The sequence below is a fragment of the Arthrobacter liuii genome (assembly GCF_014639275.1).
Classification (GTDB): Bacteria; Actinomycetota; Actinomycetes; order Actinomycetales; family Micrococcaceae; genus Arthrobacter; species Arthrobacter liuii.
The window spans coordinates 26766-47839 of record NZ_BMFW01000005.1 but is presented as its reverse complement, the minus strand read 5'-3'; the positions used below and the strand labels follow the sequence as shown (position 1 = coordinate 47839).

32 protein-coding genes and 2 tRNA genes are annotated in these 21074 nt (G+C 64.2%); 33 read left to right on the top strand and 1 reads right to left on the bottom strand.

Annotation, left to right across the window (positions count from 1 at the left end; genetic code table 11):
* Window positions 1-2: 2 nt before the first annotated feature.
* From IEW19_RS07680 to IEW19_RS07600, 17 genes are all read left to right on the top strand, one after another.
* Window positions 3-317: a hypothetical protein gene (locus tag IEW19_RS07680; protein WP_188571064.1), complete on the top strand. Its 315-nt coding sequence runs from the start codon at window positions 3-5 to the stop codon at window positions 315-317.
* A complete protein-coding gene (locus tag IEW19_RS07675) occupies window positions 314-1126 on the top strand; it encodes a dATP/dGTP diphosphohydrolase domain-containing protein (protein WP_188571063.1) in 813 nt (270 codons plus the stop codon). Before IEW19_RS07680 ends, IEW19_RS07675 begins: the two co-directional genes overlap by 4 nt.
* A complete protein-coding gene (locus tag IEW19_RS07670; RefSeq protein ID WP_188571062.1) occupies window positions 1123-1380 on the top strand; it encodes a hypothetical protein in 258 nt (85 codons plus the stop codon). Before IEW19_RS07675 ends, IEW19_RS07670 begins: the two co-directional genes overlap by 4 nt.
* Entirely contained in the window at window positions 1377-1610 is a 234-nt protein-coding gene (locus tag IEW19_RS07665; RefSeq protein WP_188571061.1) for a hypothetical protein, read from the top strand. The genes IEW19_RS07670 and IEW19_RS07665 overlap by 4 nt, the downstream gene beginning before the upstream one ends.
* On the top strand, window positions 1607-2212 hold the full coding sequence (locus tag IEW19_RS07660; protein WP_188571060.1) for a hypothetical protein: 606 nt from the start codon (window positions 1607-1609) through the stop codon (window positions 2210-2212). The genes IEW19_RS07665 and IEW19_RS07660 overlap by 4 nt, the downstream gene beginning before the upstream one ends.
* Window positions 2202-2435, top strand: coding sequence for a hypothetical protein (locus IEW19_RS07655; protein WP_188571059.1), 234 nt, complete (start codon window positions 2202-2204; stop codon window positions 2433-2435). The genes IEW19_RS07660 and IEW19_RS07655 overlap by 11 nt, the downstream gene beginning before the upstream one ends.
* Before the next feature lie 126 nt (window positions 2436-2561).
* A complete protein-coding gene (locus IEW19_RS07650) occupies window positions 2562-2744 on the top strand; it encodes a hypothetical protein (RefSeq protein ID WP_188571058.1) in 183 nt (60 codons plus the stop codon).
* The gene (locus tag IEW19_RS07645; protein ID WP_188571057.1) at window positions 2741-2887 is read left to right on the top strand and encodes a hypothetical protein; all 147 of its coding nucleotides are present in this window, start codon (window positions 2741-2743) and stop codon (window positions 2885-2887) included. The genes IEW19_RS07650 and IEW19_RS07645 overlap by 4 nt, the downstream gene beginning before the upstream one ends.
* Window positions 2884-3135: a hypothetical protein gene (locus tag IEW19_RS07640; RefSeq protein WP_188571056.1), complete on the top strand. Its 252-nt coding sequence runs from the start codon at window positions 2884-2886 to the stop codon at window positions 3133-3135. Before IEW19_RS07645 ends, IEW19_RS07640 begins: the two co-directional genes overlap by 4 nt.
* The gene (locus tag IEW19_RS07635; protein WP_188571055.1) at window positions 3132-3275 is read left to right on the top strand and encodes a hypothetical protein; all 144 of its coding nucleotides are present in this window, start codon (window positions 3132-3134) and stop codon (window positions 3273-3275) included. The genes IEW19_RS07640 and IEW19_RS07635 overlap by 4 nt, the downstream gene beginning before the upstream one ends.
* Window positions 3272-3439 (top strand): hypothetical protein, encoded by a 168-nt coding sequence (locus tag IEW19_RS07630; protein ID WP_188571054.1) that lies wholly within the window; start codon window positions 3272-3274, stop codon window positions 3437-3439. Before IEW19_RS07635 ends, IEW19_RS07630 begins: the two co-directional genes overlap by 4 nt.
* Before the next feature lie 43 nt (window positions 3440-3482).
* The gene (locus IEW19_RS07625; protein ID WP_188571053.1) at window positions 3483-3746 is read left to right on the top strand and encodes a hypothetical protein; all 264 of its coding nucleotides are present in this window, start codon (window positions 3483-3485) and stop codon (window positions 3744-3746) included.
* Window positions 3740-4039 (top strand): DUF6221 family protein, encoded by a 300-nt coding sequence (locus IEW19_RS07620; RefSeq protein ID WP_188571052.1) that lies wholly within the window; start codon window positions 3740-3742, stop codon window positions 4037-4039. The genes IEW19_RS07625 and IEW19_RS07620 overlap by 7 nt, the downstream gene beginning before the upstream one ends.
* A 301-nt stretch (window positions 4040-4340) precedes the next feature.
* A complete protein-coding gene (locus IEW19_RS07615) occupies window positions 4341-5690 on the top strand; it encodes a hypothetical protein (protein ID WP_188571051.1) in 1350 nt (449 codons plus the stop codon).
* Window positions 5691-5774: 84 nt separating this feature from the next.
* The gene (locus tag IEW19_RS07610) at window positions 5775-6164 is read left to right on the top strand and encodes a hypothetical protein (protein ID WP_188571050.1); all 390 of its coding nucleotides are present in this window, start codon (window positions 5775-5777) and stop codon (window positions 6162-6164) included.
* Window positions 6165-6470: 306 nt separating this feature from the next.
* Window positions 6471-6543 (top strand) — tRNA-Asn (locus tag IEW19_RS07605).
* 638 nt (window positions 6544-7181) lie between these two features.
* A complete protein-coding gene (locus IEW19_RS07600) occupies window positions 7182-7658 on the top strand; it encodes a hypothetical protein (protein ID WP_188571049.1) in 477 nt (158 codons plus the stop codon).
* Here IEW19_RS07600 and IEW19_RS07595 read toward each other — a convergent pair.
* A tRNA-Arg gene (locus tag IEW19_RS07595) sits at window positions 7659-7731 on the bottom strand.
* A 36-nt stretch (window positions 7732-7767) separates the two neighbouring features.
* Here IEW19_RS07595 and IEW19_RS07590 point away from each other — a divergent pair.
* The 16 genes from IEW19_RS07590 (at window position 7768) to IEW19_RS07515 (ending at window position 21071) form a co-directional block, all read left to right on the top strand.
* Window positions 7768-8061: a hypothetical protein gene (locus tag IEW19_RS07590; protein WP_188571048.1), complete on the top strand. Its 294-nt coding sequence runs from the start codon at window positions 7768-7770 to the stop codon at window positions 8059-8061.
* Window positions 8054-8365, top strand: a complete 312-nt coding sequence (locus tag IEW19_RS07585; RefSeq protein WP_188571047.1) for a hypothetical protein — start codon at window positions 8054-8056, stop codon at window positions 8363-8365. Before IEW19_RS07590 ends, IEW19_RS07585 begins: the two co-directional genes overlap by 8 nt.
* 165 nt (window positions 8366-8530) lie before the next feature.
* Window positions 8531-9901, top strand: coding sequence for a DNA-packaging protein (locus IEW19_RS07580; RefSeq protein WP_188571046.1), 1371 nt, complete (start codon window positions 8531-8533; stop codon window positions 9899-9901).
* 13 nt (window positions 9902-9914) lie between these two features.
* Window positions 9915-12551, top strand: coding sequence for a phage portal protein (locus tag IEW19_RS07575; RefSeq protein WP_188571045.1), 2637 nt, complete (start codon window positions 9915-9917; stop codon window positions 12549-12551).
* 3 nt (window positions 12552-12554) lie between these two features.
* On the top strand, window positions 12555-12917 hold the full coding sequence (locus IEW19_RS07570; RefSeq protein WP_188571044.1) for a hypothetical protein: 363 nt from the start codon (window positions 12555-12557) through the stop codon (window positions 12915-12917).
* A 4-nt stretch (window positions 12918-12921) separates the two neighbouring features.
* Complete coding sequence (locus IEW19_RS07565) at window positions 12922-13308, top strand: XkdF-like putative serine protease domain-containing protein (protein ID WP_188571043.1); 387 nt, start codon at window positions 12922-12924, stop codon at window positions 13306-13308.
* 6 nt (window positions 13309-13314) lie between these two features.
* A complete protein-coding gene (locus tag IEW19_RS07560; protein ID WP_188571042.1) occupies window positions 13315-14427 on the top strand; it encodes a hypothetical protein in 1113 nt (370 codons plus the stop codon).
* Window positions 14428-14503: 76 nt separating this feature from the next.
* Window positions 14504-15961, top strand: a complete 1458-nt coding sequence (locus IEW19_RS07555) for a hypothetical protein (RefSeq protein ID WP_188571041.1) — start codon at window positions 14504-14506, stop codon at window positions 15959-15961.
* A 73-nt stretch (window positions 15962-16034) separates the two neighbouring features.
* On the top strand, window positions 16035-16961 hold the full coding sequence (locus IEW19_RS07550) for a hypothetical protein (RefSeq protein WP_188571040.1): 927 nt from the start codon (window positions 16035-16037) through the stop codon (window positions 16959-16961).
* Window positions 16962-17033: 72 nt separating this feature from the next.
* A complete protein-coding gene (locus IEW19_RS07545) occupies window positions 17034-17528 on the top strand; it encodes a hypothetical protein (RefSeq protein WP_188571039.1) in 495 nt (164 codons plus the stop codon).
* 20 nt (window positions 17529-17548) lie between these two features.
* On the top strand, window positions 17549-18064 hold the full coding sequence (locus tag IEW19_RS07540) for a hypothetical protein (RefSeq protein ID WP_188571038.1): 516 nt from the start codon (window positions 17549-17551) through the stop codon (window positions 18062-18064).
* Between the two features lie 11 nt (window positions 18065-18075).
* Window positions 18076-18432, top strand: a complete 357-nt coding sequence (locus IEW19_RS07535) for a hypothetical protein (protein ID WP_188571037.1) — start codon at window positions 18076-18078, stop codon at window positions 18430-18432.
* A 12-nt stretch (window positions 18433-18444) separates the two neighbouring features.
* Window positions 18445-19731: a phage tail tube protein gene (locus tag IEW19_RS07530; protein ID WP_188571036.1), complete on the top strand. Its 1287-nt coding sequence runs from the start codon at window positions 18445-18447 to the stop codon at window positions 19729-19731.
* Window positions 19732-19966: 235 nt separating this feature from the next.
* The gene (locus IEW19_RS07525; RefSeq protein WP_188571035.1) at window positions 19967-20431 is read left to right on the top strand and encodes a hypothetical protein; all 465 of its coding nucleotides are present in this window, start codon (window positions 19967-19969) and stop codon (window positions 20429-20431) included.
* Between the two features lie 32 nt (window positions 20432-20463).
* Window positions 20464-20637 carry a hypothetical protein gene (locus IEW19_RS07520; protein ID WP_188571034.1) on the top strand — a complete coding sequence of 58 codons (174 nt, stop codon included), beginning with the start codon at window positions 20464-20466 and terminating at the stop codon, window positions 20635-20637.
* An 8-nt stretch (window positions 20638-20645) separates the two neighbouring features.
* Window positions 20646-21071, top strand: a complete 426-nt coding sequence (locus IEW19_RS07515) for an HK97 gp10 family phage protein (RefSeq protein ID WP_188571033.1) — start codon at window positions 20646-20648, stop codon at window positions 21069-21071.
* Window positions 21072-21074: the final 3 nt, after the last annotated feature.

Genomic DNA, 21074 nt, shown 5'->3' with positions numbered 1-21074 from the left:
CCTTGAGGTACGTGGAACTCCGCCGCCACGTCTGGATGCTGTGGGAGCGGGACCGGTACGGGTATGTGATTGACCCGACGTACCGGGAGTGGATTGTGGCGCGCACGGTGGAGCGGGTCATCAACGCGACCCTGCACCACGACGACGCCCCCGCCGAACTCGGCGCGCACCTGCTGCACGACTACACGCCCCGCCTTGACCCGGTCGAACGGCCCCGCTTCCAGTTCTGGTGGCAACACGTCATGGAGTACGGATTCGACGGGGAAAACCCGCTACGACACCTCCACAAACCCACAGTGAAAGCAGGCACCAAATGAGAATCTACCTCGCCGGCCCTATGCGCGGCATCAAAGAATTCAACTTCCCCGCGTTTGACGCTGGCGCGGCGACACTGGAAGCGCTAGGGCATGACGTGTTCAATCCCGCCGACCGTGACCGCTCCGCAGGATTCAGCACGCATGGCATGACCGGGCATGAGGACCTCGCCAACGAGGGATTCAGCCTACGGGAAGCGCTCCGCGCTGACACTGAGTACATCAGCCTCTACGCCGAAGCCGTGGCGCTCCTGCCCGGGTGGAAGAAGTCCTCCGGCGTCGCCGCCGAGATAGCTCTCGCCCACGCACTGGGCCTGCCTGTTGGTGAGCTTGCGGACTTCAGCAAGGGCGGCCCTACCGTGACGCTCGTACCACCACACAAGCCCTCCGGGACAATCAAGCCGACCCATGCTGACATTATCGAGAAGGTCACTCGTGGTGAACTCTCCCCAAATCAGGCACGCGCAAAGATCTTCGGCGAAGTACGCACCACGTCCACCACGGGTGGGGAGAAGGGCACCAAGCCGGAACGATACGACCTGATCCCGGTAGGTGCGCTGTCGAAGGTGGCTGCCCTGTATGGCCGGGGAGCGGCCAAGTACGCCGCGCACAACTGGCGCAAGGGCTACGAATGGTCCAAGTCCTACGCCGCCCTACAGCGGCACGCCACCCAGTTCTGGAACGGCGAAGACAATGACGCCGAGATGGACCTGCCGCACATGGCCTCTGTCGCGTTCCACGCCCTCGCCCTGCTGACCTTCATGGAGGAACAGCGCGGATTCGATGACCGGTACAAGGCGGGCGCGAAGTGAGCGACCTGACCCGCAGCGTCGAAGAGTCCGGCCAGGCCTACATCAACGCGCTCGTCAACTACCATCACGCGCTCAAGAAACTTGAGGATGCTCAGCATCAGGTGGCCATTGAGCGGGGGCTTGTCGAGGCCGCCCATGAGCGCAACGAGTCCTGGCTGAGACGCCGAGCCGCCCACGTCGGCACGATTGACGCGGCGACACTGGCGGAACTCGACGTGCACGACAGGCAGGCACGGGACGTGGTGGAGCAGTGAGAGGGGAACTGAAAGCCGAGATCACAAGGAACGAGTACGGGACCTACGAGATCGAAGTATCCCAGGATCGTGGTGGCGGCTGGCTCCCGCGGCAAATGATGTGGGGCAAGGCATGGACCCATCGTGGCGCACGGCGCAAGGCGCGCCGACTCCTGGCCGACGCGCAACTACGGCTCGACTTCGAAAAGTTCAAGGAAACCCTGCATCCGAATGGCCGGTGCACGCAGTGAGCGACACCGAAGAACCCTGCCCGAAGTGCGGTAAGGAGCATCCGTGGTGCTCGGCGCATACCCGCGCTGGTGAGCCGTGCATGCACACGAGGATCGACCCGGGCGCAACAGTGTGTTACCGGCACGGCGGCGCGGCAGAACGCACCAAGCGTGCCGCGCAGGAACGGGAGAACCGCCGCATCGTCGCCGAACTGTACGAAGCTGACCCGCAGGCAGTCATCGCCGCGTATGGTGTCGAAGGCGTTGCCGACCCACTGGAGACCCTATCCAGGCTGGCGGCTTCTGCGGAGCACACTATGGAAGCTCTCGGGCAGCGGGTCAACGCACTAAGTGAGATCCGCTATGAGAACGATAAGGGCGGCGAGCAGATTCGTGGTGAGGTAAAGCTTTACATGGCCGCCATGGCGCAAACCGGGAAGTTCCTCGAAATTTTGATCAAATCCGGATTTGAAGAACGAAAGCTCAAGCTGGACGAGCAGACAGCCCAGCTCTTCGTCACCGCCATGCAGCGCGTCCTTGGCCGGCTGGACCTGACGCCGGAACAGACCGCGCTCGTGGGGGTAGTTGTGCCGGAGACGCTTAGAGAGCTCGGTGGGAACTGAAAGCAGGGAGGGCAGGCCCTTCACCACTGAGGGGTTCTGGGGAGCCGAGGAGCACCACACGCACGCCCTCGAAGTCCACCACACCAGCGACATCGTCACCTACTACGTCGACGGCGAACCAGCGGCCCGCTTCATGACATGGCAATTCGAGGACCTTATGCGCATGGCGTCCACCATCGGCTATCTGAAGCAGCCGCAGGAGTGGCCGGAGCTGAATAGTTGAGGCTGTCAAATAGCCATTGCCGGGGAATAGTGGCAGTGGTTATTTTTCGTGCTGGAAGTGTTGACTTTGCTGTCATGACAGCCTAGGCTTAGTACAACGGAACAAGCCGCTAGGGAAGGCAAGAAAATGATCAAGGTAGAAAAACTCGAAGCCGGAATGATGATCCTCATCGAAGGCCGCAAGAAGGCCGTAGAGGTACTCACCGTTGACAACTTCGGCAACCCGGACCTCTACAAGATCGGGCACATGGGCAAAGGCTTCAACGTCACCGCCCTCCCCGCCGGCTCAACCGTCACGCTCGCCGCATGACGACAAGGGCGGAAGCCCTCGCACTAGCGAGGGCCGCACTCCCCTACTACCAGGAACAGTGGGAGCGGGTACCAAACCAGGCCACGCGGGCGCGGCTTGATTCCGCGCAACGCACCATCGAACTGTTGGAGGACACAAAGTGACCAGCTACGAAGCGGTAGAGAGCGGCGCACGGGTCCTCATCGAAGACGGGCGATACGGGGTTCCATGGGAGGACGCATCCGAAGACGACCGCGCCGAAGCCATGGCACGAGTTCGCACAATCCTCGAAGCCGCAGCCCCGCACATGCTTGCGGGAGTGTGGGACGAGGCTATCGAGGCGTACAAGGCGTGGACATGGGATGACGAAAACATGGACCCGCCAACCAACCCCTACAGGCTGACCCGATGACGGCGACAACCCGCCGCACGGTCCGCATCCCCGACGAGCTGTGGCACGCGGCCCTGGCCGTCGCCGCCGAGCGCGGGGAAACCCTGTCCGACATCATCCGGGAACGACTCGCCGGCTACGTGAAAGAAGAGACACCGTGACTCGCTCCCTAACGTCCATCCTGTTCCATGCGGCCAGGCTCTCCGCTGACGGCAGGGCGCTCCGCAAGGGCCCCGAAGCCGTGGGGAAGCGCATCATCCGGAAGCAGGTCTACCGGCGCACTGGCGGGATACTCGGGGCGCTGCTGCGGGCGGTGCTGAAGTGAGAACAACGACCATCACACCCGAACGACTGGAAGAACTCGACGCATGAAGGTTTATCTGCTGGTTGGCGAGACGTCTCACGAAGAATCGGAACTGCTCCTAGTCGCCGAGACAATAGAGGCAGCGAAAGCCGGAGCGCTAGAAGTGATCCCGAACGAGGACTTCTATGCGGACTGCCTCAGTATCTACGAGGCCGAAGTCGGCGGCAAGCCACAGGGCATACTAACGGCACTCCACGAACGCCGCTACAACGGACACGGCGCCGCCCCCAGGTACACCAACCGCCTTGGAGAGTGGCTGCCATGGTGACCATCACCGAGTTTCTGGAAGCGCGGATCGAAGAGGATGAGTTCGACGCTAACCGGGAACTGCTGTGGGGCACAACCCCAACGCTGACCAGGATGAACGCCCGCATCCTTGACGAGTGCGCCGCGAAACGGGCGATTGTCCGGGAGTATCAGGCTGAGTGCGATGCGGTCGTATTCACCGCTCAAGATGCCGACCTGTCCGTCGCCCGTGAGATTGGCTTGGAGATCGCACTCGGCCACCTCGCCGCCGTATACGCCTCGCACCCGGATTATCGGCCGGAGTGGGGGGTATAAGTATGTGGCGGTTTGGGTTATGGCATGTAGCGCCGGACGGAACATGGTGGGCGCCCGTAGGTGGCGGTGAGTCGGCAACGTGGCGCGGTGCTTATGACGCGGCGCTGCGAGCGGTCAGCGCGCATCCAGATCGGGATGTCAAAGCGTCGGTTCATAAGGCTTGATGCCCGCAGCACGAAACCCGCACACTCCCGGTGTTGACAAATCCGAAACTGGCGACTAACTTGGTTCATACGTAGAAGTGGCGAAAGGGCCGGAGCGGTGATGCTTCGGCCCTTTTTGCTGCCCAAAAGGAGAGGCGGTGCCCGTGCCAGCCTGCAAGTATGTTGCCGCCGCCGGGTCATCCCTCACCGCATGGGAAGAACTGACCTCCCGCGAAGCCGGCCTGCTCGCCGGGATCGGGAAGTCCACCATCAACCGGCACCGGGCCGGGCAATGCACCTGCGGGGATGCGGGGGATGCAGTCAAGGCGCCGGCGGCACCGAAGCAGCAGGCCCCCACCCTCACCGGGAAAGCTGACGTCACCAGCGACGGCGGCGAGTTCATCGACGTGCAAACCGAAGAGCCCGTCACCGACTGGACCCAGATCTTTGAACGGTTCAACCTTGACCCGGCATCGTTTGACATCGTTGACGACACAGTGCGCTGCTCCACCTGGCAGCAGTCCAAAGCCCTTGACGACGGCACCCGGGACGTCGTGCAGCTCTACTCGTACCGGGCACGGTTCAAACGGCGCGCACAAGCCGGACTGAGTGACTCGGACATCGCCGAAGCCCGCAAGCGCCTCCAGTCATACAGACTCCCCCGCCGTATACCCGGAACTGGCCTAGGCCCCGCAATCGCAGCGACCCTGAACCTTGCCGACATCCAAGGCGGCAAAGGCGAAGGCGGCGGAGTCAAAGCCACCGAACAGCGCCTCCTCGACGGGCTGGAGAACTTCCAAGCGGCCATCGACCGGCACCGCAGCGTCGGTCGCAACATTGACGAAATCGTCCTGGTCAACAACGGCGACCCCTACGAAGGATGCGCGGGCAACTACGACTCGCAACTCTTCACTGTGGAACTCAATCACCGCGGCCAAATGAACTTCGTCCTCGACATCTGGGAAACCTACGCACGCGAACTGTTCCCCCAGTTCGACCGGGCCCAGTTCGTCTCCGTCCTCTGCAACCACACGGAAATGGGCAGGTTCGGCGGACGAAAGAACCAGACATCTGACTCGGATAGCGGCGGCGCGTTCCTTGCGGAATCCCTCCAGCGAATCCTGGCCGGACGTGCTGACTTCGACCATGTGAAGTTCACCATCCCGCACGACGAGATGAACGTCTACGCGGACATCGCCGGCGTGCCAGTCGGATTCAACCATGGGCATAAGATCCCGGGCAGTGACGCCACGGGCTTCGAGAAGTGGCTGAACGGTCAGGTCCGCGGAGACGCGCAGGCGCACCGCGCACGCATCTGGATCACCGCCCACCGGCATAACTTCCAGTGCTTCGACCTCGGCAGCGCCACGGTATTCCAATGCCCCAGCGCCGACGGCGGCTCAAAGTGGCTCCGTGACATGACGGGCAAGTTCTCCCGCTCCGGCATCCTCGCTCTCCTGATCGGAGAGCATGACCCGCTCGGCTGGTCAGACCCCGCATTTTTGTAACGAATCCACCGCCCGCGCCGCTGGCTCCGGCTATGGCGCTAAAACCACCAAATAACACCACCACCACCAAGCAGGAGTACCACCATGACAATTCACGTCACAGCATCAGCCGACTACGGCCACCGGGCATTCCCCGACGCGACCGGCTGGCACGTCGATGACACCGGCCAGCTTCACATCACCAAGACGGGCAGCGGCAACGTTGCAAGTTTCCATCCCGGCGCATGGGCGGCCGTCGAGCGGAGCGCAGAGTCCGCGCCGAAGACCACCGCCGTCGTCACACTGCACACCAAGGGCGAAAGCAGCGCCGGCCAGAAGGCTCTGAACTTCATCGCTGACTACAGCGACGAGCGCAATAAGGCGTGGGCGAAGTACACGCCCGGCCTGTCCGCCCAGATGCACGTCACTGACGCAGTTGCGGAGCGATTCGAGCAAGGCGGCCGCTACCTGCTGACATTCCAGCGGGAAGAGTAGTATCCCCGCGCCAATCCGGGGCGAGAGATTGGCACCGCCGGACCCCGCCGAGTGCACTAAGGCGGGGCCTGGCACCACGCACCCCCCAGCCCGCTTCGGCGGCTGGCAGCGGCGCAGATTTCCGGCGCCTGCTTTTGTTCCCCGGTAGACCGCTGATGCCACCACGGGCTCAAGTTGACGGGGCAGGAGAGCCATCCCTGAGAGCCGCAGACGTGCGGTAAATGGCGCGTATTGGCGTAGCTCAACTGGTAGAGCAGCGGTCTCCAAAACCGCAGGTTGCAGGTTCGAGTCCTGCCGCCTTTGCCATGACGTGTAGCTCAGATGGCAGAGCGCCCGACTGTTAATCGGGTTGTCGGTGGTTCGAGCCCACCCATGTCAGCTCACCCCTATGGCCTCTCTACGATGCAAACAACGAAATGGGGCGGTCAAGCTATTGGCCGCAACGACGGGAAAGCGCGCCCGAAATAGCACATGATTCCCCGAGCCTGAATGTTGCCGGGGCGGGTGCGCCCGTTATCGCGCGTTCAAACACCCCCGCATGGACCATTCGGTCAAACAGCGGGCAGTGTTTGGACACTCTCCCGCGAAGGTGGGGGCGCAGTTGGCAAACCTGCGAAACAAGAGGCCGCCCGATTTGCGAGGGTGCCCGCTGTGGTGGCGTGGCATTGAATGACAGGTAGCCGTGGCACTTCATCCGTGTCCACCTGCGCCCACGATCACGTCCTCCCCACAGTGAGCCCTTCCATGAGAACAGGGACCGAAGCGGAGAGTGACCAAAACCGGAGCACGCCCAGAAACCGGAAGCACAAACGGGGCACCACTCTTACAACACCCTTGGGAGGCCCGTGTGACTGTCCTGTGTGCGTGCGGCCTCGCCAAGGCCATGGTCGGCACCGTCGCCCAGTGCCCACACTGCGATAGGCCATGCCTGGACTCCCCGCGCTGCCCCCGCTGCCGCCACTACAGCCTCACCGTGAACCAGCGCGTCACCACCGAACACGACCGGGAGAAACGCAAGTGATCACCGGCCAGATCGGTTTGCGCCGGCACTCGGGCGGGTGGATCGGCAAGGCTATCGAATGGGCGACGTACTCCCACACGCACCATGTTGTTGTGGCGATCAGTGAGACGGCGTGCATCAGTGCCGAGCCGGGCGGCGTCCGGTTCCGGGCGATCAGCGACTACCCCAGCCTTGACTGGTCCCGCTTCGACCTGACCGACGATCAGCGGACCCTCATCCGGGACGCCGCCGCCGAATACGAGCGTCGACCCTATAACTACGCCATCTACCCGCCCCTGCTGTGGGAGCGAATCAGCGGCCGGAAAGTTGACGGCTGGTTAGCGGAATGGCTATCCAAACGGCCTAATGAGAATTGTTCGCAATTATCCGATGATATATACACCAAGGCAGGGTTCCACCTGTTCCCTGACATCCCCGAACTAGTTACGCCAGGGGATTTTGAGCGCTACTTCCAGTCCCACGGCTGGCTCTAGCACCCCGGGCAGGGATCGAACCTGCGGCCAACCGCTTAGAAGGCGGTCGCTCTATCCACTGAGCTACCGGGGCAACACCATCAACACACTAGCGCAAAGGCATATCCCCATGTCATTTCTTCCGCCCGTCGTTATTCCCATCAAGGTAGCGCGGAATGCCGTGCTGCGTGACATCAAGATCACATCCCCCGGCAACCCGAGTACCACCACAGTCGAAATCGACGGCGAACCCTACAGAAACGCACAGGCCATCAAGTTCGAAGTCACGGCAGAAAACTGGGCATTAGCAGAGATCAGGTTCCTCCCAAGCGCATTTGCCTACGAGGGCAAAGCCGCCGTGTCGGTTGACGAGCAGACCGCGCAGCTCCTCGAAAGCCTCGGATGGACCCCGCCCAATGGGTAAGTACCTCGACGCCGTAGCGGTGCGGATCACGTCCGCGGTCGGCACCATGTGGTGCGCCATCGTGTTCGCCGGGATCGCCGTCGTCGCCACGCCGGGCCTGTTCGACCCGACCGTCACCGCGATAGCGCAGTGGACCGCTCAGGCGTTCCTCCAGTTGGTCCTCCTGTCCGTCATCATGGTCGGTCAGCGCCTCACCGGGGCCCGCACCGAAGCGCTCATACAGGAAACCCACGACGCCGTCCTCGAAGAACTCGCCATCGTCCGCGCCTACGCGGACGCGATCCACAAAGAAGTCACCGAATAGATGAAAGGCGGCAAGGCCATGGATTGCTGCGACGAGCGCGAGCCCGGCGAGCATTGCCGGTCTTGCGAGTACTGGGACGGGCTGGAGTACGACGAGTACTGCTGTAACTGCCCGCTGGAAGACGAATAACCGACAACACCCCGCGAAGGAGCTTAGGAGGCTGCCATGGCCGTCTCCTGGGCAGAACTCGCCGCCAAGGAATTCGAGAAGAAGCGTCCCCCGAAGTGGCGTGACATTGCCCGCCCCGAACAGCTTGAGCCCGAAGGTGACGACTGGCTGATCTGGGCATTCATCGCAGGCCGTGGCGCGGGCAAGACCCGCTCCGCGGCCGAATGGGTCATCGAGAAGGCCACCCAAAACCCCGGCTGCCGCATCGCCCTAATCGGACGTACGCCCGCCGACGTGCGAGACGTCATGATCGAAGGCGACTCCGGCATCATGTCGTGCGCCCTTGATGGCGAAAAGCCCATCTACGAGCCGTCCAAGCGCCGCCTGACATGGCCAAACGGCTCCATCGGCATCGCCTACTCTGCCGAAGTCCCGTCCCAGCTCCGCGGCCCCCAGCACCACTTCGCATGGGCTGACGAAGCCTCATCCTGGACCGACGCGCGCAAGGGCGACGTCGTTGACACCGCATGGAACAACCTCATGCTCGGGCTCAGGCTCGGGCAGGACGTCCGCTGCATGGTCACCACCACGCCGAAGCCAAACAAGCTCACCCGCGAAATCATGGCCCGCGAATCAACCAGGATCAGCCGCGGATCGACGTACGACAACCTCGGCAACATGGCCCCGTCATTCCGGGAGCAGGTCCTCGCCACCTATGAGGGAACCCGCATTGGGCGGCAGGAACTCATGGGCGAAATGCTCGATGACGTCCTCGGCGCCCTGTGGACCGTGCAAATGCTTGATGAGGCGAAGGTGCGCGACGTTCCCGACATGGAGCGCGTCGTCGTGTCCATCGACCCCTCCGGCGGCGACGGACCCAACAGTGACGAGCAGGGCATTGTCGTGGCTGGCAAGGGCGTAGACGGGCTGTTCTACATCCTCGCTGACCGGTCCTGCAAGCTCTCCCCGCAAGGCTGGGCATCCCGCGCCGTAGAGGCGTACAAGGACTTCGACGCCGACCGGATCGTCGCCGAACGGAACTACGGCGGCGACATGGTCGAGCAGATCATCAAGACGGTCAACCCCAACGTCCCCGTCAAAACCGTCACTGCCTCCCGCGGCAAGATCCAGCGCGCCGAACCCATCGCCGCACTCTACGAACAAAGCCGCGTCAAACATCACGGCACCATGGCCGAACTCGAAGACCAGATGACGACATGGACGCCACTCGCCGGCGGCTCCCCCGACCGGATGGACGCCCTCGTATGGGCGCTCACCGACCTATCAAACGGCGGCGGGCAAGGCTCCGCGTTCCTGACCGCGATGAAAGCACGCGCCGAAGCGAACGGCACCACCATCCCCACCAGCGCCCGCAACTGGCGGGACCACGCACCGAAACACACCACCAGACCACCGACCGGAAGGTAACCCTCTCTTGGGCATGCTGGATCTCTTCCGCGACGGCGGACTGCTTGGCCGCGCCACAACCCCCACCCCGATCAGTGACGCCATGGTCGTTCAGGGGATGTCGAACAACGGCACCATGGGCCCCGGCACCCCCATTACCCCGTCCCGCGGGTACAGTGTCCGGCCCCGCGCTATGGACTACCCCGCCGGGGTCAACATCACCACGGCGACCCGCCACGCCTGGGGCCGCACCGGGTATGAAGTTCTCCGCGAACTCATGCGCGCCTACGACGTGGCGCAGATGTGCAAGAACCACAAGATTGACGAGCTCCGTTCCATGGAGCCGCTGATCACCCCAATGGACGGTTTCCGTGGCGACGGGGAAGCCGCTGTCGCTGCCGCACGCGCCGCGGTGGCGTTCCCTGACCGGGAGCACCCCTATGACGAGTGGCTGTCCCTCTGGCTCAACAGCGTCCTCACGTTCGACTCCGGGCCCCTGTACCGGCGCCGGAACAAGGCCGGGCAGATCATCGGCCTCGAAGTCATCGATGGGTCCACGATTGAGCCGCTTGTGGACGAGAACGGCCGCCGCCCCAAAGCGCCCGCGCCCGCGTACCAGCAGATCATCAAGGGCCAGTCGTCCATCGACTTTACCGCCGAAGACATCATCTACCCGCGCTACCGGCCGCAGGAAGACTCCCCCTACGGCATGGCGCCGCTGGAAACCGTCGTCATGGCGACGAACACGGACATGCGCTTCCAGTGGCACCTGCTGCAGATGTTCACCGAAGGGTCCATCCCGGGCGGCTTCATGGAGGTTCCCCCGGACCTGTCGTCCCCGGACCAGATCGCCGAATGGCAGGACTACTGGGACGCGACGTTCATGGGCGACTCGTCCATCGTCCACAAGCTCATCGCCGTACCGAATGGTGCCAAGTTCACCGGGACCGCCCCGGCAGCGTTCGACCCCGAGTTCCCGAAGTACCTGGCGATCAAGGTGGCGGGCGCGTTCGGTGTCGTCCCGCAGGACATTGGCCTGACCGACGACGTGAACCGGGCAACCGGTGAGACGCAGACCGACACCCAGTTCCGCGTCAACACCCTCCCGTGGGTGCTGTTCGTTGAGGGTGTCCTCACCCGCTACCTGCAGCACGACCTTGGCCTGCCGGTCCAGTTCAAACTTAACACCGGCCGCGACAAGGAAGACCGCCTTCAGGAGGCGCAGGCGTGGAAGCTGTACATCGAATCGGGCATGGCGTCCGCCGATGAGGGCCGCGAGCAGATCCTCGGCCTGCCGGTGGACAACGAGCGCCCGGTCCCGCGTGGGCTGATCCTGCCGCGCCAGGGCTTCGTCCCGCTGGTTTCACTGCTTGCCATTTCCGGCAAGGTGGACCCGGAAACGAAAGCCCCGGCCGACGACGTGCCGCTCCCGGAAACCCCGTTCGCCGGCACCCCCGGGCTGATGCCCGACAAGCTGCCCGGCTCCCCGGAGTTCCACCGCGCCCCGATCAACCCGGACGAGCCGCGCTTCCCCGACCTGGAGCACGAGCGCCCGGACACCGGAACCGTCGCCAAACCGGACGCGCCCGTGGCGAAGGAACTCACCGCAGGCGTCACCTCGGGCACTGGGATCACCGGTGTTGACAGGGTACCGGCGGATGACGATGAGGATGAGGACGGCGTCCTTGACGAGTCGGCCCCCGCACAGGACGTCACCAAGGAACTCGCGAAGTTCCGCGCCTTCACCAAAGCCCGCGCCAAGACGGGCAAGTGGCGGGACTTCGAGTTTGAGGCTATCGCCGCGCCTGTAGCGAAGGTCCTCAATGATCAGGCCCGCGAGCAGTTCACCCGCGACCAGGTCACCAAGGACGAGCCGTTCGACGGGGCTGATGCCAGCCCAAAAGCTGGTACGCCTAGCTGGCGGGATGACCCGCCGGTGATGGCGCCACAGCACGCCGTGGACCTGTCCCTGACCGACTACTGGGCCCCGCAGGTCCAAGCCTCACTGATGGACCTGTGGCGCGCCGCGGACCTGGAGAACGCCATCACGGCCACCCAAGGCATCGGGGACGTGGGGATGAAGATCTTCCGCGACACCGCCCGCGGCCTGCTCAACGGCTCCATCCAGCCCTCCACGCTGGAGCAGGTCCTCGCCAACGCATGGGCCGACGCCTATAACGCCGGTTCCATGGCCGCGAAGGTGCAGATGGGCAAGATCCCCACCGGCTGGGACGACTGGAAACCCGGGATGACGGACGCCAACCAGATCACCGCGCTCGGCTGGAAAGAAACCCTCAACAACGCCGGGATCACGCTCAAGGGCATCACCGACACGACGGTGAACAAGCTGGCGTACCGGATCGCTGACGGCGTGAACGCGGGCGACCCGTCCGACGTGATCGCACGGTCCCTCAACGACGTCCTTGACGACCCGGCAAGGGCGGAGAAGATCGCCCAAACCGAAACTGCCCGGATGCTGAACAACGCAGCGACCGCACAGTACGCCGAGTTCGGCGTCACCGAATGGGTGTGGGTCACCTCCGCCGGAGCCTGCAGCACCGGCGCGAACTGCTCAGCGAAGGACGGCAAGCACTTCCCCGTCGGCGAAAACCTCATCCCAGCCCACCCCTACTGCCGCTGTGCCGCCTCACCATACATCGAAGGACACTGACCCTTGACGAATTTCACTTACCCGCAGAACCGTACCCCCGCCGGTGAACTGTCCGCCCTGATCGTGTTCGTGGACCCGGGGCTCACCACGCCCGCCACGCTCACCGACACGAACGGCAACCCACTCCCGGGCGGCCGCGTCACGGTCGGCGCGGACGGCCAATGGCCCCTGTTCCAGTGCACCGCCCCCACGCTGTACACCGAAGCCCCGGACGGTTCCGTGTCGACGCTCGCCCCGGCCCTGTCCACCGCCGACCCTGTCGCCGTGACCGGTTCCCGCGGCACCGCCACGGCCACTGTGGTGGAGAACCTGATCCAGGCGCTCATCGCCGCCGGTGTGCCGATCCTCGACCAGACCACCGCCTAACGCCATGGAACGACCCCAACGCTACGTCCTCGGCATCGCGTATCAGGCGGGCCCGGACCCCCGGATCGCTACTGGCGCGGACGGTTCCCGGGACTACTTCACCCCCGAAGAGCTTGAGAAGGCCGCGTGGGCGTTCAACAAGTCCTCCCGCTCCATCGGCCTGCACCACGCCGACGGCACCGAAGGCCACGCCGACACCGTCGAGTCATACATCTATCGGGGACCCGACTGGGACCTCGGCGACGGCGTCATCGTCAAGTCCGGCGACTGGCTGATCGGCTCCGTTCTCGATGAGCCCACATGGGAGCGGTACGAGAAAGGCGAGTTCACCGGCTACTCCCCGCAGGGGACCGCCAAACGCCGCAAACCCTCAATCCTGACCGAAAGTTGATCCCTCATGCCCATCCCTGACGACATGTCCGAACTGGTGGACGTGAACATCGACCGCGTCGACCTTGTTGGAAAAGCAGCAAACGGCCACCGGTTCATCCTCGCCAAATCCTCCGCCGAGTCTTCCGCGCTGATCCCCGCGGACATGGTCCGCGAACTCATCAAGGAAGCCGACGCGGACACCGCCCCGGAGCCCTTCAGTGAACTCGCCGAAGTCCTGAAAGCCGGGCGCGCCCTGTCCTCCGCGAATGAGGCCGCGCTGCGCAACGCAGCCGACGCGATCCAGAAAGTCCTTGCATCCCTCCCGGCCCCGGAAAAGGCCCCCGTAGAAAAGGAAACCCCCGTGGCCGAAGAAACCACAGAAACCCCCGTCGAGAAGAACGACGCCGAAATCAACGAAGGCGCGTCCATTAATGACGTCGTCGCCAAGCTTGATGCTGTAGCAAAGGCTGGAGAGGCTGGAGCCGAAGGCATCGACGTTCTCCGCGAAGCCGCCGCCGAGTCGGTCGAAAAGGCTGACGCTGTCATGCCCGTCTACGACAACACGGGCCAGCTCGTCGGATTCGTCAAGCCCAACTCCCTCACCCCCGTCGCGTCCGCCGCCGCCGAAGAGGAAACCTCCGAAGCGGACGCCGAAGAAGCCGGTGAACTCGAAGCCGCCGCCGAAGAGCCCACGGACGAGGTGCAGCCCGACGACGGCGCACCCACCGAATCCCTCGCCGACGACGAAGCCCTCATCCCCGGCACCGAAACCATCCAAACCCCCGTGGAGAAATCTGCGGAACCCGTCACACAGGCACCTGATGTTGCCGCACTGCTCAAAGAGTATTTCGCGCCCCTGGCGGAGAAGGTCGCCGCCTACGACGACCTTGCCAAGAGCTACGAACTGCTGAAGGAGCGCGTCGAAACAATCGGGCGTGAACCTGACGACCGGAACAGCCCCAAGCTCAACGGGGCCACCGGAACCGCCGGAGTTGCCAAGCGCAGCGCCGACACCGACGAACTCGCCACCCTGGCAAAGTCCGTCGAAATCGCCAAGGAATCGGGCGACCCGACCGCTATCGCCAACGCCCAGCAGGCATACGCGTTCGAGTCCATCAAGAACCGCTTCCAGAACTAACCCCACGCCCCAACCGCCAAGCCCCGCCTGACACGGGGCTCCTTTGGCGACCCCAAAACATCCGAAAGGTTCCCCTGTGAACTACGACGAGAAGTCTCTCGAAACCCTCAACCTGATCAAGGCGCAGACCGCCGGCGTCACCTCCGGTACCGGCATCGTCGGTGTTGACCTGTCCGACCTCGTATCGAACATCCCCGTCAACACCCCGTTCTTCGACTCCGTTGCGAAGAAAGCCGCCCCCGAAGGCGCCAAGTACGCCCAGTGGCGTGTGCTGACGAACATCAACAACCTGCAGGCCGACCCGGGCACCGCGTTCGACTACAGCGCCCCGCTGGCACTGCTGAACGAGTTCGACGTGTCCGCACCCTACGGCAAGATCGGTTACGGCTACACCGTGACCCGCGACGCGATCAACTTCGCCAAGGGTTACGCCGACGCTCACGCCATCGCCGTGATGAACGCGATGAACCAGTACAAGATCGGTGCCGAGCGTAAGCTCCTCGGCGGCCAGGTCTTCGCGCTGCAGACCCCGGGCACCCCGACCGTGACCACGTCCACCACGGGCGGCACCATCGCCGCCACCACGGCCGTGAACGTCAAGGTCGCAGCCCGCACCGGCTCCAACTTCAACTACGGCGGCTCGACCATTGCTTCGGCGCAGGGCACCGTGACCACGGGTACCGGCGCCACGAACTCCGCCTCCGCTTCCGTGACCGCCGTCGCCGGTGCTGTCGCCTACGACTGGTACGTCGGCGGCTTCTACTACACCACCACGACCGTGAACAAGGTCAGCATCACCGCGATCCCGACCGCGAACCAGCCCGTCCCGAACATCCCCGGTATCTACGGTGTCGCCCCGACCGCCGTGCCGACCTCGGACTCCTCGGCGAAGGCCACGGACTTCAACGGTCTGCTCGCCACCCTCGCCGGCGACTACGCCACCGGCGGCGCCACGGGCCTCGTCACCAAGGGTAACGGCTCCTCCTCGGGCGCGACCATCCAGTCCCTCGACGGTGCAGCGTTCACGTCCTCGGGCCAGTCCATCAACGAGCTCGACGCCCTGAACTCGGCCCTGTTCAACAACATCCAGGCATCCCCGACGCGCTACCTGATCTCCTCGCAGGAAGCGAACAGCATCTCCAAGCTGCTGCTCTCCACCGCTGGCGGCGGAACGACGTTCCTCGCCCCGGGCGACACCGGCCGGAACAACATCACCGCCGGTGGCTTCATCGGCCACTACATCAACAAGGCTGCCGGTGGTATCCCGGTTCCCCTCGTTGTGATGCCGCACCTGACCCCGGGCACGCTGATCGCCGTGTCCGACTCGGGCGCACCGTTCGCTGGTGCGAACATCTCCAACGTGTTCGAGATGCGTCAGCTTGACGACGTCGCCGACTACCGCTACGCGACGAGCCGTAACGCGAACGTCGCCGGTGGCGGCCCCCGTGAGGACGGTGAAGTCTTCTCGACCTCCGCCCTCATCAATAAGGCTCCGGTCGGCTGCGCGATCCTTTCCAACATCAGCGCCAACTAGGCCCTGAATTGGTGCCGCCAGTGTCCGCTTTGGATGCTGGCGGCACCGCCCCCTAACTTTTTGAGGAGCCCCGTTGGCTGTCGTCTACACCCAGAACGTGCCGCCCAGCACCGTCATCCCGGCGCCCAACGTGACGACCTACGCGACCCGGTCCATTTACGTGACCCCCGCAGAGTTCAAGGCCGCCCCGACCGGCATGGACGTCTCCCAGCTCATCCCGGGAGACAGCAACCAGGCGCATCAGGCCGCGGCGCTCGTGATGCAGCTCCAGCGCGCCAGTGGCGTGGCGGACAAGATCTGCCGCAAGATCCTCGGCGCGACCCTCGACACGCAGGCCGGATTCTACCGGGTCCGGAACGACCCGAACCTTGGGCCCGTCCTCCGCGTCCCGCTGGACTTCACCCCCCTCGTCGCCGTCGCCGGTGCCAGTATCGGCGCCACCCCCTCGACCATGGCCACCGTCACTGACCTGTCCAACGTGTGGATCAGCAAGAAGTCCGCGACCATCCCCCTCGGCGGCAACAGCCCGTTCGGGTCCCGCTTCTCGGGTCAACGGTTCGCGTCGGTCCAGTACGTCAACGGCTGGGTCAATACCACCCTCTACGCGGGCGCGTCCCCCGGCCAGACCTCGATCACCGTCACCAGCACCCTCGGGATCATGCCCGGCCAGCAGGTCAACCTCGTGAACACGAACAACTCTGAGGTTGTCACCGTCGACCCGTCCTACACCCCCTCGAACACGGCGACCAACGCCCTCGTACCCGTCTCCCCCATCATCGGCACCTACGCCGCCGGGGACACCGTGACGAACATGCCGCAGGAAATCAAGCAGGCCGTCATCCTCATCGCCAAGTCGCTAATCAAGACCCGCGGCTCCGAGTCCATCGTGATCGCCTCCACCACCTCCCAGCCCGACCACGTCCAGGGCGTCGAATCGGGCGTCACCTCCGACATGGAGATGGCCGAGTACCTGCTCTCCGATTACGTCCGCTCCGCCTAGCGGCCCCCCATTCCGGGTGCCCCCTCATGTGGGGATACGTGACGGGGCACCCTCCACAACCGAAGGATCACCATGGGACGCGCCACAGTCCGCGCCGCGCTGCAGACCTTCCTCACCGGAACCCCCGGCATCACCACCCTATACAAGGACGCGCCGTGGGAGATGACCGGGGACAACTGGCAGACGAACAGCCTGCCCGGCACCCCGGGTTTCCTCCACCTCGACCACTCGTCTGAGTCGCGCATCGCTTTGGGCGGTGAGCATGGCGGCCTCAAGCAGATCGACTACACTGCCTCCCTCGTCCTGCTCTACCAGTACGTCATCCCCTCCACCGTCGCCAGTAAAGACGTGTGGGTGGACGGGCTCGACTCCCTGCTCGACGCCGTCGTCACCCGCATCCGCTCCAACCGGGCCGCGAACACCGACGGCACCATCGTCTTCGAGGCAGGCAATCAGGACCAGGGCATCCAGATCAGCCAGGACCTGCCCCACTGGGACCACGGCGGCGGCAAGGTCCGCAACTGGGTCCGGGTCGAGTTCAAGGTCACCGAGATCGTCCCCGCCTAATGGCCACGATCCGCTCCCGAATGGCCCGACGCGGCCGCACCGGGCGGGCAGTAACCCACCTCAAGGCACGCCGCCGGGTGCAGGTCCACAAACACCACCACCGCCGCTACGCAGGCGTCAGAGGCGGCACCGCCAAGCCCTTGCATCACCGCCGCCCCGGCGTCCGCCACGCCTCAAAGACGGGCAGGCACCGCACCTTCCGGGGACGCTCCGCACGCGGCCACGCCGCCCACCGCATCCGCAAGGGACGCCACGGGCACCGCGCCTTCCACCACCGCCACGCCATCCATAAAAGCCACGTCCGCAAGGGCCTCCACCGGCACCTCAAGCACAAACGCCACAGCCTGCACAAGCGGCACATGAGGGCGGGCCTGCACCGCAAGTTCCACGGCCGCAAGTTCCACGGCCGCCACGTCAAACCCGGCCAGCACCGCCGCTTCCACGGCCGGAAAACAACGCACCACCGCGGCCACGTCCGCCCACCCAAACCCAAGGCCGCCCCCATTTCGTCCGCGTCCTACCTGTCCATGTTCTAGGAGAACCGCCCATGTCTGACTACCTCTTCACCGGAGCTTACCCGCGGGTACTGGCCGGTCTTTCCCAGGGCGTGAACGCCCTCCTGACCCCCGCCGACGGGGACGCCCCGCCCTACGGGTCCACGGTTGAGGCCGCCCACGGCGACCACGTGCACACGGACGAACCCTACCTCCACCCGGAACTCGAAGAGACGTCTGATTCCCGCGGGCTTTCTCCGGAGGACGAGGCATGGGCGCAGGCAAATCCCGCCCCCGCTCCGACCGAAGCCACCCCGATCCCCGCCCCGGTTGACCCGGCACCCGCCGCTGAACCCGCCCCCGACACCACGACCGCCGAAGGCGCACCCGCCCCGGCCACAACCAACTAGGAGTAGCCGCCAATGGCACCTACAACGTACCTGCCGGGCAACCTTCAGTGGCTCGGGCTCGCTAAAGAAACGACCTACGGAACCCCCGCCGCAGCCCCCACCATGTGGATTCCCGTGGACTCCCCCAAGTGGGCGCACAAGGTAACCCCACTCAAGGACAAAGCCCTCCGCGGCATGATGTCCACCACGTTCAACCAGGCTCAGGGTATGGCCTACACGGACTTCAGCTACAAGACCATGCTGTACCCCGACTCACTGTTCCCCCACATGCTCGCCACCTTGGGCGTCGCGGACACCGTAGTGACACTCACCGCACCCACCCTGACCCTCGGCGCGACGGCAACCACGGGCGGCACGCTCCCCGCCGGCGCGACCTACTGGAAGATCACCGCAACGGCCACTGGCGGCGAAGGCGTCGGCTCCAACGAAGTCACCGCCACACTCACTGGTTCCACGTCATCCCAGCCGCTCTCATGGACCGCAGTAACCGGAGCCTCTGGTTACAACATCTACCGCGGCACCGCAGCAGGCGCCGAAAACATCCTCGTAGCATCGGTGGGAACCGTCACCACCTACACCGACACCGGCGCCGCAGGCACCGCAGGAACCCCGCCCACGACTGCCGCCAGCCTCCACAAAACGTCCGTACTGAACGTCGGCACACCCCCGTCATACACCGGATTCCTTTACATGGCCGACACTAAGGTCAAGCAGATCCCCGGCCTTGTCATCGCCTCATTGAAGATCGGCATCAAAGCCAACGAACTCCCCTCCATGGACATCTCATGGCTGGGCATGCCGTCAACAACGATCAACGCTCCCGCGAATACTCCCTCCGTCGTCCCGCCAATGCCCCCGTTCACGGCGAACATCAAGGTCGGCGGCGCGTCACTGGGCAAGTACTCGGACGCTTCGATCACGATCAAGCGCGGCAGCAAGGCCATCCCGGTCCTCAATGGCACTCAGTCACCGCTTGCAATCTATGCGGGCGAAGTCACTGTCACCGGTACGCTCGGGGCAATTTTCCAAGGAACCGCAGACAACGACCTGACGAACCTGCTTACCAACGGGCAGCCGACGCTTGCCGTGTCCATCAACCCACAGAATGACGGCGCTCACCCGCTGACCCTGCAGTGTTCCAAGATCGCCTACGAAACCGCCGACCCGGCACCCGCGAGCAGCGGCTGGATGACCATTTCATCCAACTTCGAGGCCATCGCCAACGCCACCGACGCCCTGGACGGCAACCTCTCGCCCATCCAGGCGATCCTCTCCACAACGAGCTCGACCGCCTACTAAGCAAAACCCGCAAACAGAAAGACCCGCCACATTACGCGGCGGGTCTTTCTGGAAGCCGCGCCTCTGTGGAGTCGTCGCGGCTGTAGCAGTAGCTCTTGCGAAGTTACTAGTAAAGGAATGGCTTAGCTAAACCCCGGTGGCTCCAGTTTGCAGACTGAAGCCACCTCCCTTATGCGAAGAGTCTACCGTCTGCGCCACGCCGGACACAACCCCCAATCCCCTGGAGTATCCCCCCATGTCGATCACTGTCACCATCCCCGGCGGCACCGCCGAAATCCTCACCCCCGACGAGCTCACCCCCCGCAGGCAGCGCGCCGTGCAGGTAGTCGCACTCCAAGCCGCGCCATTGATCAAGAAAATGCAGTCAGCAGGTACCCTCAACCTCCCAGACGGGTCCGTGAAACCCAACCCGGACGCCACCGCAGGGATGCCCGACGTGAACCTCACCGAGGACGAAGCAAACCTGTTCTTCCGCATCCAGGACGCATCCATTTACACACACCTGAAGTCATGGACCCTCGACATCCCACGCCCCGAGACCATCGACGCAGTGCAGGACATCCCATCCCCCGTATACGACGCCCTGTCCACAGCCATCAACACCCAGGCCCCGGTACAGGCACAGTTCGAACCGTCCGAAACGACACTGGAGGACAAGGGCAGCCCTTTTGGGGAATCCGGCGCCTCACCGACGCCCTAGCCGGAAGCGGAACCGTGGAGCTCGGCCCGAAAATGACGGGCTGGCTCCGCGAATACAAATACCGGAAAGCCGTTGGTGGTTCCCACGCCGACTACCTTGACACGGACCTCGAAACCATCGAGGCGATGATCCGCATCCAGGACGCCTACACTGCCGCCGAAAACCGGCAGCAAGCAAAATCAGCGCCCGAACCAACGATTAGCTGAGGACATCTATGGCCGGGTTCACCAGTGTTTCATGGTCCGGGTTCGGGGATGTAGCCGCCGCGTTCGTCCGGATCGGGGCAGGTGTTGATCAGGCCGCGAAAGCGAACATGACCGAAGCCTCCGCGTTCCTGATCAAGGAGGCGATGGCGAACTTTGAGGGCGCCCACAAAAAAGGGCAACCACACGTCGGCGGCGACAAGCCCAACGTCGTCACCGGCAACCTGCGCCGCTCGATCATGGCGGACGGCATGCACCATACGAGCATGGGTGCTTACGAAGCAACGGTCGGCCCAACCATGAAATACGGCCGCCGCGTCGAACTCGGCCTCGCCCCCACCGGCGCCTACCCCTACTTCGGCCCCGCCGCAGCCAAAACGCGCACCGTCATGTCGGCTATCGCCACCGCGAACTGGGCACGGTACATCACCCCCTAATCA